This is a genomic window from Micromonospora sp. NPDC049102 (genome assembly GCF_043197485.1).
GTDB lineage: Bacteria > Actinomycetota > Actinomycetes > Mycobacteriales > Micromonosporaceae > Micromonospora.
The window spans coordinates 182,346-194,795 of record NZ_JBICTE010000001.1 but is presented as its reverse complement, the minus strand read 5'-3'; the positions used below and the strand labels follow the sequence as shown (position 1 = coordinate 194,795).

The window sequence follows — 12,450 nt, the reverse complement described above, 5'->3', positions numbered from 1 at the left end:
CTAGTACCACCCCACGCAGAAGGGCGGGTGCCGACCGGCACCCGCCCTTCCTCACATCCTCAGGCGACCGGCGCGAAGCCCGGCAGCCAGCGTTCCAGGATGCTCCGGTACGGGGCCTTGGCCTCCAACTGGCAGAGCACCCCGATCGAACCGAGCGTCACCCGGTGGATGAGCAGGTACGACGGTGGCAGGTTGAGCTGTCGACTCAACTGGTAGGTGGGGGAGCGGGGGCTGGCCAGCCGTGCCGCCTCGGCCCGCAGCCAGGCCCGGCTGAACCGGAACCCGTCGGCGGCGATGGGCTCCAGCATCGGGCGGAGGAAATCGAGGACTCCCTCGGCGTCGATCTCGTCGGTGGCGCCGATGAACCCCTCGTCCCGGAGCCCTGCCACCACCCCGTCCGCATCGCCGCGCAGAGCCCGCCCGGCGATGAGGCCGATCGGCTCCGGTGTGCCCTCCGGCATCCGGGCCACCGCGCCAAAGTCGATCACGCCGAGCCGGCCGTCGGGCAGGAGCCGGAAGTTTCCCGGGTGCGGGTCGGCGTGCAGCAGACCGGCCCGCTGGGGTGCGGACAGGTGCAACGTGGCCATCAGCCGGCCGGCCTCGTCCCGCTGCTCCTCGGTGCCCTCACGGATGATGTCGGCCAGCGGAGTGCCCGTCACCCACTCGGTGACCAGGACCCGGGGCGACGCGGAGACGACCTCCGGAATGAAGATCTCGTCGTCGTCGGCGTACGCCGCGGCGAAGGTGCGCTGCGACTCGGCCTCCAGCTCGTAGTCCAGCTCCTCGGTGATCCGCTCACGCAACTCGACGAGGAGCGGCTTGACATCGAGGCCGGGTTGGATGGCCCGGAACATCCCGCCCAGCCGGGAGAGCTGCTTGAGGTCGGCGAGCAACGCGTCACCGGCGCCCGGATATTGAATCTTGACCGCCACGTCGCGGCTGTTCGGCTCGCCCGCCGGGCCGTACCCCGGCTCCCGCCACCGTGCCCGGTGCACCTGCCCGATGCTCGCCGCTGCGGCAGGAGTGTCGTTGAACTCGACGAACCGGTCGCGCCAGTCCGGGCCGAGCTGCTCGGCCAGCACCTTGTGCACGCTCGCGGCCGGCAGCGGCGGCGCGGCCTCCTGGAGCTTGGTCAGCGCCTGCCGGTACGGCGCGGCGATCTCTTCCGGCAGGGCCGCCTCGAAGACCGACAACGCCTGGCCGAACTTCATCGCCCCACCCTTGAGCTGCCCCAACACGCTGAACAGCTGCTCGGCGGTGCGCTGTTGGATCTCCGCCGAGATGACGTCGGAGGCGAGCCCGGTGACGCGCTTACCCATGCCGAGGACGGTCCGGCCGGCGAAGCCGAGCGGCAGAGCGGCGAGCTTGGCGGTCCGGGACACGGCCCGGCGCGGGATGTCGGTCACTTCGCCATTGTTACCGACCGGAGGGCTCCACTGCTGCTGTGCGGCCGGGCTGGTGCGGACGCCCGGCTCCGCGAACACTCACACGCGGGGTGCGGCGGCCAACCCCGGCGACGGAACCGGCCCGCGCCGGAGATCTCCATGGCACCCCCGAGCGTCTCGGGTTGGCCACCGTCGAGGTGCGCCAGGGCCTCCGCCACCGCGTACCCGATCGCCGCGAACAGGGTGCCTGTCGCACCCGCTGCCACCGGCTGCGCCGCCGCCAGTTGGGCGGCGAGCCCTGGCCAGGCCGGGTCGCGGTCCGCTCGGTGCAGCTCGACGCAGCGCAGACACGGCCCGGCGGGTGGGCGCACCAACGGTCCGATCACCGGTACGCCCTCGCGAAGGGTCACCACCAGGTGCGGTTGGCGACGCTGGGCCAGGCCGGCGGCGAGCAGCGCGGGTGGACGGTCCGCGCCGAACTGGATCACCAGGTCCACCCGGGCGGCCCGGACCGGGTGGGTGCCGGTGCCCGGCGCGACGCGGTCGACCGCCGCCCGGATCGCCGGGGCCAACGGCTGACCCAACTCGGCTGCCGGGATGCCCGTCCCGACGAGGTCGATCGGTCGTACCAGGCCGCTGAGGTGCGGGATCACCTGCCCGACGCCGGCCTGGGCCAGCGCCACGGCCAGCGGCGCGCCGAGGGCTCCGGCCCCGGTGAGCAGCACCCGCGCCACCCGCCGGCGACGCAGGACCTGGGCCGGGGTGCCGGGTAGCCGGGCCGCGACCAGGGCCAACGCTCCGGCCTCGGCGGCGAGCCGGGTCCGGACCGGCCCGGTCAGGTCGCGTGGGAGCAGGGTGTGCGCCGGCACCAACAGGCCCGCCGTGCGCAGAGCGTCCAGCAGCGTACGCGCGTCGTCGACGGGGACCTGGGCGGCGCTGGCCTCGACCAGCACGTCCCGCTCGCTGCGGCTGCCGTCCAGCAGATCGAGCAGGTGAGCGGTACGCGGATTGGTCAGCTCCACCAGCGCGGCGGGGCCGGGGCCCAGGCCGATCTGCAGCGTGTGTCGATCCCGCCAGAGCCGGCTGAGGCCGGGGAGGAGCGTGGGGCGAGGCAGCGGGGTACGACTCATGGTGACGAATCGTGACCGCTTCCCTGCGCTGGGTCGATCGTTGTCCACAGGCGGCCGGGGCCGTATCCAGCCTTGTCCACAGGTTCTGCCGGGTTATCCACAGACCACGACGCGTACTGTCGGCCACCCGACAAGCCGGTCTATGTCCTGGACGGCAACGGGGGCGGGACGGCCCTGTGGCCGTCCCGCCCCCGCAGATCCGAACGGTTCAGACCTTCGCCTTACCGAGAATCCGGTTCACTGTTGTGCCGCATACCGGACACTTGCCCTTTGCCATGTTCATGCCGGTCTTCGAGACCTCCACGTGCCCCTCGAAGTCCCGCTTCTCCTTGCACTTCACGCAGTAACCGTTGTAGGTCTGGGCCTGGTCGGCCACGGTGCCCTCCTCGTCTCGTCCGCCGGTCAATACGGTTCCGGCGGAATGCCCGGCGGCGGACCACACGGGGCGCCGGCGCTGGGTCTTACTCCACGGCCACCTTCGTGACCGCTGGTTCGCGGACCCTACCCAGGTCTGGGCAGTTCCATGTCAGCTGTGCATCGTCACTGTGAGCAAGTCGACGTCGAGAGTGTGCATGGCGAATTAGGTCGGATAAGTCAGTTTGGCGGGGACACGCCGACCAAACCCTCCCAGCCACTCCTGCGGGTGCCCCCGCGGCAGCGTCGGACGCCGTGATCACCTACCGTGTGGGAGAGGGCCGTGCGACGCCGCCATCGCCGTACACGGTGGGTGACGAGATGGCGCGACGGCACTCCAGTGGTGGTCCAGTCAAGAAATTTTCGGGACGCCGGACGACCAATCACCATTTTTTGGGCGCGTGTCGTGCGGTTGACTCTTGCGGACCCCTGGTCAGTACGCATTAGCTTTCCCTCGTGACACGTAGCCGAGGCTGCGCGGGCCAGTGATGGCGGGGACGCGTAAGCCGGTCGTCGAGGTGCGGCGCAGCCAGCGTCGGCGACGCACGGTGTCCGCGTACCGTGACGGTGAGCGGGTCGTCGTCCTCATCCCGGACCAGTTCTCCCGTGCCGAGGAGAGCGAGTGGGTGGACCGCATGCTGGCGCGGCTCGCCGCCCGCGAGGGCCGACTGGCCCGCTCCGACGACGAACTCGTCGCCCGGGCCAACCGGCTGATCGACCTCTACCTCGGCGGGTACGGCGAGAGGGCGGTGCCGGCCAGCGTCCGGTGGGTCACCAACCAGAACGGCCGCTGGGGCTCCTGCACCCCCGCCGACCGCAGCATCCGCATCTCCCACCGCGTCCAGGACATGCCCGACTGGGTGATCGACTACGTGCTGCTGCACGAGTTGACCCACCTCATCGTGCCCAGCCACAACTCCCGCTTCTGGGCGCTCGTCGGCCGGTACCCCAAGTCGGAGCGCGCCCGCGGCTATCTGGAAGGCGTCGCCGCCGCATCGTGCGCCCCCGTACCCACCTGATCCGCCCGGCTTGATCGACACCAGCTCGCCGATGTGGCGGTCGCCGACCTGGAGTGTGGATCAGCGGCCGTGCTGCCAGGCCGGGATCGCCGGGTTCGGCAGGCTGGGGTGGCTCGGCGAGGGTGGCCGGGGTGGGTGAGGCGGTGGGTCGGGGCGCTAGGGTCGGGGCATGGCGCGGCGGGTGGTGGTGGTGATGCTCGGGCCGGTGCGGTGGTCGCCGCCGGGAATCGACCGGGAACAGTGGCGGGCGGCGCTCGCCGAGGACGTCATCGACCTGGTCGCGACCCTCAACGAGGTGGACGTCGCCGTCGCGGTGACCCCGGCCGACCGTCCGTTGGCGGACGCGCTGGTGTGGCCCGGCACCGCCGTCCACGAGGTGTCCGAGCCGACGCCGAACGCGGTGTTCGCCAGGTTGGACGGCTACGACCAGGCGGCGGTGCTGGCCGGTGACGTACCCGACCTGCCCGCACTGACCGTCGGCAAGCTGCTGCGCCCGCTCACCACCCGGTCGGTCGCCGTCGCACCGGTCGAGGGTGGCGGCCCGGGTCTGCTCGGGGTGGCCGTGCGGCTGCCCGTGCCCGAGTGGCTGCCCCCGCTGGACCTGGACACCGCCATGCCGGCGGGCGTGCGGGCCGGTGCCCCCGGGCCGGGTGACGTCGCCGTGACGACCGGCTGGCGACGACAGCGCGGGGCGGCCGACCTGGCCACCCTGGATCCGGCCTTCGAGGGCTGGGAGGCCACCCGCTCACTGCTGTCTGGATCGGGCCGCCCGGCCTGATCGCCACGCCGTCGACGCGTCCGCCGCACCTCGGGGCTGTCGCGGACGTGATCCACCCGGGTTCCCGGAAACCGCGCCGTCCAGGCCGCGCGGACGAGCCGCCTTTCCGGAAGCCGAGTGGATCACCGAGCCGGGCTTGTGCCGGACGCCCGCCACCGGATCGGCGCGTGCGTCCGGCCTGGCCGCGTCAGCTCCTGGTGCCGCCGTCCGTGCCGCTGCCGTCGTTGCCGCCCTCGTCCTCGGTGTCGTCGGCCTCGCCCGGCGCCTTCTCGTGCGCGCCGCCCGGGGCCGTGAAGTCGAAGCTGTCCAGCTCGCTCAGGTCCATGTCGTTCATGGCGAACGCGACCGGGTCGGCGAAGTCGTCGTCCGACGGGAGCAGGTCCGGGTGACCCCAGACGGCGTCCCGGCCCTCGATGCCGCGGTGCTGGGTGAGCGCCGCCCACAGGGCCGCCGCCTCGCGCAGCCGGCGCGGGCGCAGCTCCAGGCCGACGAGCGCCGCGAAGGTCTGCTCGGCGGGGCCACCGGCGGCACGGCGGCGGCGGAACGCCTCGCCGAGCCGGACGACGTTGGGCAGCCGGTCGCTGGCGGCGCTGTCCACCACGTGGCACACCCAGCCTTCGACCAGGGCCAACGCGGTCTCCAGTCGGGCCAGCGAGGCCTTCTGGGCCGGGCTGTCCTCGGGGGTGAAGATGCCTTCCAGGGCGATCGCCTGCATCGACTCCGGGTCGGTCGGGTCGACCCGGCCCATCGCCTCCTCGATCGCCTCCCGGTTGACCCGGATGCCCGAGGCGTACATCTCCACGGCGCTGAGCACGTGCCCGCGCAGCCACGGAACGTGCTGGAAGAGCCGCTGGTGGGCGGCCTCGCGCAGCGCCACGTAGAGGCGTACCTCGTCCTCGGGGAGTTCCAGGCCCTCGCCGTACGCGCGGATGTTGGCCGGGATCAGCGCGGCCGTGCCAGCCGGGCCGAGCGGGAGGCCGATGTCACCGGCGGAGAGCACCTCCGCGGCGAGCGAGCCGAGAGCCTGACCGAGCTGACCACCGAAGAGCGCGCCACCGAGGGTGGCCACCATCGACTGCATCGGGCCGAGCTGGGCGCGCGCCTCCGGCGGCACCAGGTCGCCCATCGCGCCGACCATCCGGCTGGCCACCGGGTCGCAGAGCTTGCGCCACACGTCGAGCGTCTTGTATATCCACTCGTTGCGGTTCCACGCGACCGGGGACTGGATGCCGGACGGCCACGCCGTGGCCGGCTCCAACCACAGGTCGGCCAGGCGCAACGCCTCCTCGACCGCGTGACGCTCGTACGGCGACACGGCCGGGTCGCCGCTGGCGGCGAGCTGGCTGGCGGCCACCTGCCGGGCCAGGTCCCAGTTGACCGGCCCGCTGCCCGGCGCCGAGAGCAGGTGCTGCAACTGCGACATGAACTGCTGCATCTGCGCGGGATCGTTGGGGTCTGGTGGTTGCCCACCCGGGAGCGCGAAACCGAACGGAATATCAGGCACGACGTCTACGGTACGCGGGCCGCGCCCCAGGTAGCCGCCGCTGGCGTTGCGCTGAGGGCGAAGTCGCGTGGCGCATCCGTCGGACGGGTCGGCAGCGATCGGTACGCTCTGGCGCATGAGACGTCGCGGCCTGACGGTCCTGCTCGGTGCCCTGTTCACCGCCCTGCTGAGCATCGGGGTGCTCCGGGTGCCGATCCCGTACGTGGTGCTCGGCCCGGGTCCGACGGTCAACACCCTCGGAACGACCGACGGTAAGGAGGTCATCCAGGTCACCGGCCGGGAGACCTCCACCTCCGCGGGCCAGCTCCGACTGACGACCGTGGGGGTGCAGCCGACGGTGCGGCTCCGCTCGGCGATCGCCGGCTGGTTCTCCGACGACGAGGCGGTGGTACCGCGCGAGCTGGTCTACCCGCCGGGAGAGTCGACCGAGCAGGTCGAGCAGCGCAACGCCGAGGACTTCAAGGTGTCGCAGACGAGCGCCGAGACCGCCGCGCTGCGGGAACTGGGCTTTCCGGTCCAGGTGGTGATCAAGACGGTGGCGGCGGACGGCCCGGCCGCCGGGGTGCTCAGGGTCGGCGACGTGGTCACGTCGGTCGACGGTAAGCCGGTGCCGGTGGCCGCCAAGGTCACCGAGCTGATCCGGGCCAAGCCGGCGGGTACGGCGCTGACCATCGGCTACACGCGCGACGGCGCGGCGGCCACCGCGACGGTGACCAGTCGGGAGCAGGACGGCCGGCCGCGGATCGGGGTCGAGATCGACCAGCAGCAGCCGCACCCGTTCACCCTGGGCATCGACCTGGAGGACATCGGCGGACCGAGCGCCGGCCTGATGTTCGCCCTGGGCATCGTGGACAAGCTGACCCCGGCCGACCTCACCGGTGGAAAGGTCATCGCGGGCACCGGCACCATCGACGACGAGGGCACCGTCGGCCCCATCGGCGGAATCGCCCAGAAGCTGGTCGGCGCGAAGCGGGCCGGGGCCAAGGTCTTCCTGGTGCCGGCGGACAACTGCGCCGAGGCGGTCCGTAACCCACAGCCCGACCTGCCGTTGCTGAAGGTGGGCTCGCTGGACGAGGCGCTGACCGCGTTGGACACGCTGCGCGCGGGTGGTCAGCCGACCCGCTGCTGACCCGTGTGACCGTGCCCCGACACGCTCAGGAACACCCCGTACTCTGGGTGCCTGATCGGAGCCGATCACATCGAGCGTGCGGAGCCAACAGTGGTAATGCGTAGCAGCAGCCCTCTGCCGAGGATGAGCCGGCGCGGCAGGGTCACGATCGCCGTCCTGGTCGGGGTGTTCGTGCTCTTCACCCTGCTCGGCTGGGGCGTACAGGCGTGGACCGACTGGCTCTGGTTCGACGAGGTGCGCTACACCGAGGTCTTCACCGGTGTGCTCGTCACCAGACTGCTGCTGTTCCTCGCCATCGGTGTCGGCATGGCGGTGGTCGTCGGCGGCAACCTGTGGCTGGCGTACCGGCTGCGGCCGCGGCTGCGACCGCACTCGGTGGAGCAGGCCACGCTGGAGCGCTACCGGATGGCGCTGAGCCCACGCCTCGGCACGTGGATCGCGCTGGCCGCCGCCGTGATCGGCCTCTTCGCCGGCCTGTCCGCGCAGGGCCGGTGGAACCAGTGGCTGCTGTTCCGCAACGGTGGTGACTTCGGGATCAAGGACCCGGAGTTCGGGGTCGACATCGGCTTCTACGTCTTCCAGCTCCCGTTCTGGCGCTACCTGCTCGGTGTCGGCTTCACCGCCGTGGTGCTGGCGCTGATCGGCGCGCTGGCGGTGCACTACCTCTTCGGCGGGGTTCGCCTACAGGGCGTCGGCGACCGGATGAGCAACGCGGCGCGCGCGCACCTGAGCAGCCTCGTCGCGGTGTTCGTCCTGCTCAAGGCCCTCGCGTACGTGCTGGACCGCCGGGCGATGCTGCTGGAGTACAACGAGGGCGCCAAGCTGTACGGTGCCGGCTACGCGGACGTCAACGCGCTGCTGCCGGCGAAGGAGATCCTGGCGTACATCTCGGTCGTGGTGGCCATCGCGATCATCGTGTTCTCCAACGCCTGGATGCGGAACCTGGTGTGGCCGGGCATCTCCCTCGCACTGCTGGGCGTCTCCGCGGTGGCGATCGGCGGCATCTACCCGTGGGCGGTGCAGACCTTCGAGGTGAAGCCGAGCGCCAAGGACAAGGAAGCGCCGTACATCCAGCGCAGCATCGACGCGACACGTGTGGCGTTCGGGTTGGGCGGCACCGAGACCACTCCGTACGCGGCGAACAACCTGACGCCACCGGCGAACCTGGCCACCGACACGTCCGTCGTGTCGAACGTGCGGCTGCTCGACCCGCAGTTGGTCAGCGAGACGTACACCCAGCTCCAGCAGGTGCGGGGCTTCTACGACTTCGGCCCCAAGCTGGACATCGACCGGTACGGGGTCAACGGCAAGACCTCCGACTACGTCGTCGGCGTACGGGAGATCAACTACGGTGAGCTGACCGACCAGCAGAACACCTGGATCAACCGGCACACCGTCTACACCCACGGGTACGGCCTGGTGGCCGCCCCGGCGAACCAGGTGGTGTGCGGCGGGCAGCCCTTCTTCGTCTCGGGCTTCCTCGGCGAGCGGACCCAGGAGGCGTGCTCCTCGCAGACCGAGCAGATTCCCGCCAAGCAGCCGCGCATCTACTACGGCGAGCGGATGGCGCCCGACGACTACGCGATCGTCGGGCAGTCCGACCCGAACAAGAAGGCCGAGTTCGACAGGCCGGTCGGTGAGGGTGGCGGCGAGTCCTACACCTACACCGGTGAGGGCGGCGTCAAGATCGGTTCCTTCAGCCGACGGCTGCTGTACGCCATCAAGGAGCAGGAGTCGAACTTCCTGCTCACCGAGGCGATCAACAAGGACTCCAAGCTGCTGTACGTGCGTAACCCGCGGGACCGGGTGGAGAAGGTCGCGCCGTTCCTCACCCTCGACGGTGACCCGTACCCGGCGGTGGTCGACGGCCGGGTGCAGTGGATCGTCGACGGCTACACGACGGCCGCGACCTTCCCGTACGCCGAGCGCGTCAACCTCCAGGTCGAGACGACCGACGAGCTGACCAACCGGGGCACCTTCCAGTTGGCCCGGGAGAACGTCAACTACATGCGCAACTCGGTGAAGGCCACCGTCGACGCGTACGACGGCACGGTGACGCTCTACGAGTACGACGACACCGACCCGGTGCTCAAGGCATGGAACAAGGCCTTCGGCGGTGACCTGATCAAGCCGAAGGCGGACATCCCGCCCGAGCTGACCGAGCACCTGCGCTACCCGGCGGACATGTTCAAGGTGCAGCGCAACCTGCTCACCAAGTTCCACGTGACCAACCCGGGTGACTTCTACTCGGCGCAGGACTTCTGGCAGGTGCCGAACGTGCCGGACGCGCCGGACAGCGGCCAGAAGCAGCCGCCGTACTACCTCTTCACCCAGTTCCCGGGGCAGGAGAGCCCGCGCTTCCAGCTCACCTCGGCGGTCACCCCGAACGGCCGGCAGAACCTGGCCGCGCTGATCTCCGGGTCGTACGTCGACGGCAAGCCGCGGCTCGAGGTGTTGGAGCTGCCGGACCAGACCCGGATCTCCGGGCCGGTGCAGGTGCACCAGCAGATGACCAACAACGCGAACATCCGACAGCAGCTCAACCTGCTCTCCAGCAACCAGGCTCAGGTGCAGTACGGCAACCTGCTGTCGCTGCCCTTCGCCGACGGCATGCTCTACGTCGAGCCGGTCTACGTGAAGAGCAACCAGCAGGACGCGTACCCGCTGCTGCAGAAGGTGCTGCTCTCCTACGGTGACGGCGGCTCGTTCGTGGCGCTCGCCGACAACATCAACGACGGCATCAAGCAGTTGGTCGATCAGGGTAAGAAGGCCGGGCAGGGCACCTCGCCCCCGCCCACCACGGGAGGTAACCCGACCAACCCGTCGCCGAGCGCGCCGCCGACGCCGGGCAGCACGACCCCGGCGCCGGGCAGTGCGACCCCGCCGCCGACCGGCGCGCTGGCCGCCGCCGCGGACCGGGTGCAGACCGCCATCACCGAGGTCCGCGCCGCGCAGACGTCCGGGGACTTCGAGCGGTACGGTCGCGCGCTGAAGGCGCTGGACGAGGCGCTTACCGCGTTCCAGCAGGCGCAGCAGGCGGCCAACCCGAACGGCGGGGCACCCCCGTCGCCGTCGGCCACCCCGGGCGGCTGACCGGCCGCCTGCGGAGCACACCGGAGCCCTCGTCGTCGGACCCACCCGGGTCTGGACGCCGGGGGCTCCGTCGCGTCCGTACCGTATGCCAGCCTGTCGCCTCTCCGACACGGTTTGTCCGGCCGACCCGCAACCCACACCAGCTCCCCGCCGTCCTTGATGCATCGGGGCGCGGACAAGGGGGAGGCAGTCGTGAGGGACGCACAGAGCTTCGACGATTTCTACCGCGGCACCTCGCGGCGGATGATGCGGTACGGCTACGCGGTGACCGGCGACCACACCGAGGCGCAGGACGTCGTGCAGGAGGCGTTCGCGCGGGCCTGGCGGCAGTGGGGGCGGCTGGCCGAGCATCCGGCGCCGGAGGCGTGGCTACGGCTGGTGGTGTCCCGGTTGGCGAACGACCGTTGGCGGCACCTGCACCGCTGGCGGGTGCTGCTGAGCCGCAGCGGGCCGCCACCGACCGCGCCCCCTCCGGGTGAGGACGCGGTGCTACTCGTGGGCGCGCTGCGCCAACTGCCGCCCGCACAGCGACAGGCGCTGGCCCTGCACTACCTCTTCGACCTGCCGGTGGAGGAGATCGCCCGGGAGGCCGACGTGCCGGTCGGCACCGTCAAGTCCTGGTTGTCCCGCGGCCGGTCCCGGCTGGCCGCGCTGCTGCCCGACGTCCACATCGACGAGCTGGAGGCGAACGATGTCAGCTGAAATCTCCGACCTGTACCGGTCGCTCACCGTCAGCGCGGACGAGGTGACGGTGGCACGTCCCGAGGTGGTCCGGCGGCACGCCGACCGGCAGGCGCGCGTCCGGATGGCCGGCAGCGCGCTCGCGGTGGCGGTGCTGCTCGGCGGGGTGGCCGTCGGTGGACGCCTGATGTTCACCGCGGACGGGTCCGCGCCGCTGCCGCCACCGGCCGGCACGCCGGCCCCGACACCGAGCGGGGTGACTCCCACCCCGACCCCCGTGCCGTCCGCGTCGTCCGCGGCCGGGTCGTCGGGTCCGACGCCGTCGCGCACCACCCCGGGGGGTACGCGGCCCGCCACACCCACCGGCGCGGTGAACGCCCACCCGCCGACCTCGATCCCGGACCGCGCCTTCTTCGCCCTGGCCGCCGCCAACCGGACGGGCCTGGAGTCGACCGCCGGCGGCCCGATCCTGCCGCCGCTGTGCGACACCCGATACGCCAGCGAGTCGGCGGTGGTGCAGCGCCGCGCCAGGTCGATCGCCTACAAGACGCCGGGGGCCCCGGCGGGGAGCGTGCCGGCTGGCAGTTACCGGCACAGCATCACCATCTACCGGCCCGGCCGTGCCGACGACGCGATTCGGGAGCTGCGGCAGGCCGTGCGCGCCTGCCCCGAGCAGAAGATGCCCGACGACAGCAGGACCTGGCGGCAGCGCCTGCTGGACCCGGGGGTGTACGGCGACGAGTCGGTGCTGTTCGAGCTGCGCTCCCCGTACCCGCCGGGGATGGGTGACCCGGGCGCGTACGAGGTGCGGCTGGTCCGGGCCTTCCGGGTCGACGACGTGGTGACGGTGCTCTGGGAGCAGGGCTGGGAGTACACCGCGGCCGAGCGCGCGCAGGTCGACGCCGACAGCCGACGGGCTGTCGCGGCGATCGAGAACTGGCTCGGCTGACGGCGGTATCGGAGTCGTTTTGCGGTGCCCCGGGTCGGTGCGCTACGGTTAACGAGCCGACGCGGGGTGGAGCAGCTCGGTAGCTCGCTGGGCTCATAACCCAGAGGTCGCAGGTTCAAATCCTGTCCCCGCTACGAAAGAGAAAGCCCGCCTCCGGATTCCGGGGGCGGGCTTTCGTCATTGTCGCGTCCGCTCGCGCGGTTGCCCGGCGGTGACCCCCGCTGATCATCGCCGGGTTGCATGGGTTAAGCTTGAACAGCCGACGCGGGGTGGAGCAGCTCGGTAGCTCGCTGGGCTCATAACCCAGAGGTCGCAGGTTCAAATCCTGTCCCCGCTACCACGGAAAGTGCACGACAGAACCCGGTTCC

General features: G+C 71.4%; 10 protein-coding genes and 2 tRNA genes. 8 read left to right on the top strand and 4 right to left on the bottom strand.

The window, feature by feature from the left end; translation table 11 throughout:
- Positions 1-59: 59 nt before the first annotated feature.
- The 3 genes from ACGFH9_RS00915 to ACGFH9_RS00905 all read right to left on the bottom strand — a co-directional run bounded on the left by ACGFH9_RS00915 (position 60) and on the right by ACGFH9_RS00905 (position 2,891).
- Complete coding sequence (locus tag ACGFH9_RS00915; RefSeq protein ID WP_393213380.1) at positions 60-1,406, bottom strand: ABC1 kinase family protein; 1,347 nt, start codon at positions 1,404-1,406, stop codon at positions 60-62.
- Positions 1,403-2,515 carry a hypothetical protein gene (locus ACGFH9_RS00910; protein WP_393213377.1) on the bottom strand — a complete coding sequence of 371 codons (1,113 nt, stop codon included), beginning with the start codon at positions 2,513-2,515 and terminating at the stop codon, positions 1,403-1,405. Before ACGFH9_RS00910 ends, ACGFH9_RS00915 begins: the two co-directional genes overlap by 4 nt.
- 208 nt (positions 2,516-2,723) lie before the next feature.
- On the bottom strand, positions 2,724-2,891 hold the full coding sequence (locus ACGFH9_RS00905) for a DUF5679 domain-containing protein (protein WP_007464795.1): 168 nt from the start codon (positions 2,889-2,891) through the stop codon (positions 2,724-2,726).
- A gap of 526 nt (positions 2,892-3,417) precedes the next feature.
- On the opposite strand from ACGFH9_RS00905, the gene ACGFH9_RS00900 reads away from it, so the two are divergent.
- Both ACGFH9_RS00900 and ACGFH9_RS00895 read left to right on the top strand, forming a co-directional pair.
- Positions 3,418-3,948, top strand: a complete 531-nt coding sequence (locus tag ACGFH9_RS00900; protein WP_393213373.1) for a M48 family metallopeptidase — start codon at positions 3,418-3,420, stop codon at positions 3,946-3,948.
- 169 nt (positions 3,949-4,117) lie between these two features.
- Positions 4,118-4,726, top strand: a complete 609-nt coding sequence (locus ACGFH9_RS00895) for a hypothetical protein (protein WP_393213370.1) — start codon at positions 4,118-4,120, stop codon at positions 4,724-4,726.
- Between the two features lie 187 nt (positions 4,727-4,913).
- Here ACGFH9_RS00895 and ACGFH9_RS00890 read toward each other — a convergent pair whose 3' ends face one another.
- The gene (locus ACGFH9_RS00890; RefSeq protein WP_393213367.1) at positions 4,914-6,230 is read right to left on the bottom strand and encodes a zinc-dependent metalloprotease; all 1,317 of its coding nucleotides are present in this window, start codon (positions 6,228-6,230) and stop codon (positions 4,914-4,916) included.
- A 115-nt stretch (positions 6,231-6,345) separates the two neighbouring features.
- Between ACGFH9_RS00890 and ACGFH9_RS00885 the strand changes: the two genes are divergently transcribed.
- The 6 genes from ACGFH9_RS00885 to ACGFH9_RS00860 all read left to right on the top strand — a co-directional run bounded on the left by ACGFH9_RS00885 (position 6,346) and on the right by ACGFH9_RS00860 (position 12,422).
- Entirely contained in the window at positions 6,346-7,359 is a 1,014-nt protein-coding gene (locus ACGFH9_RS00885) for a PDZ domain-containing protein (RefSeq protein WP_355237177.1), read from the top strand.
- 96 nt (positions 7,360-7,455) lie between these two features.
- Complete coding sequence (locus ACGFH9_RS00880) at positions 7,456-10,452, top strand: UPF0182 family protein (RefSeq protein ID WP_393214202.1); 2,997 nt, start codon at positions 7,456-7,458, stop codon at positions 10,450-10,452.
- A gap of 192 nt (positions 10,453-10,644) precedes the next feature.
- Positions 10,645-11,154 carry an RNA polymerase sigma factor gene (locus tag ACGFH9_RS00875; RefSeq protein WP_393213364.1) on the top strand — a complete coding sequence of 170 codons (510 nt, stop codon included), beginning with the start codon at positions 10,645-10,647 and terminating at the stop codon, positions 11,152-11,154.
- Entirely contained in the window at positions 11,144-12,082 is a 939-nt protein-coding gene (locus ACGFH9_RS00870) for a hypothetical protein (protein ID WP_393213361.1), read from the top strand. The genes ACGFH9_RS00875 and ACGFH9_RS00870 overlap by 11 nt, the downstream gene beginning before the upstream one ends.
- Before the next feature lie 60 nt (positions 12,083-12,142).
- Positions 12,143-12,216 (top strand) — tRNA-Met (locus tag ACGFH9_RS00865).
- 129 nt (positions 12,217-12,345) lie between these two features.
- Positions 12,346-12,422 (top strand) — tRNA-Met (locus ACGFH9_RS00860).
- Positions 12,423-12,450: the final 28 nt, after the last annotated feature.

What these genes read in the sequence shown, in the direction of transcription:
- ACGFH9_RS00910 (WP_393213377.1), bottom strand. Translation starts at nt 2,515, where the DNA reads ATGAGTCGTACCCCGCTGCCTCGCCCCACGCTCCTCCCCGGCCTCAGC.
- ACGFH9_RS00900 (WP_393213373.1), top strand. Translation starts at nt 3,418, where the DNA reads ATGGCGGGGACGCGTAAGCCGGTCGTCGAGGTGCGGCGCAGCCAGCGT.
- ACGFH9_RS00895 (WP_393213370.1), top strand. Translation starts at nt 4,118, where the DNA reads ATGGCGCGGCGGGTGGTGGTGGTGATGCTCGGGCCGGTGCGGTGGTCG.
- ACGFH9_RS00885 (WP_355237177.1), top strand. Translation starts at nt 6,346, where the DNA reads ATGAGACGTCGCGGCCTGACGGTCCTGCTCGGTGCCCTGTTCACCGCC.
- ACGFH9_RS00880 (WP_393214202.1), top strand. Translation starts at nt 7,456, where the DNA reads ATGCGTAGCAGCAGCCCTCTGCCGAGGATGAGCCGGCGCGGCAGGGTC.
- ACGFH9_RS00870 (WP_393213361.1), top strand. Translation starts at nt 11,144, where the DNA reads ATGTCAGCTGAAATCTCCGACCTGTACCGGTCGCTCACCGTCAGCGCG.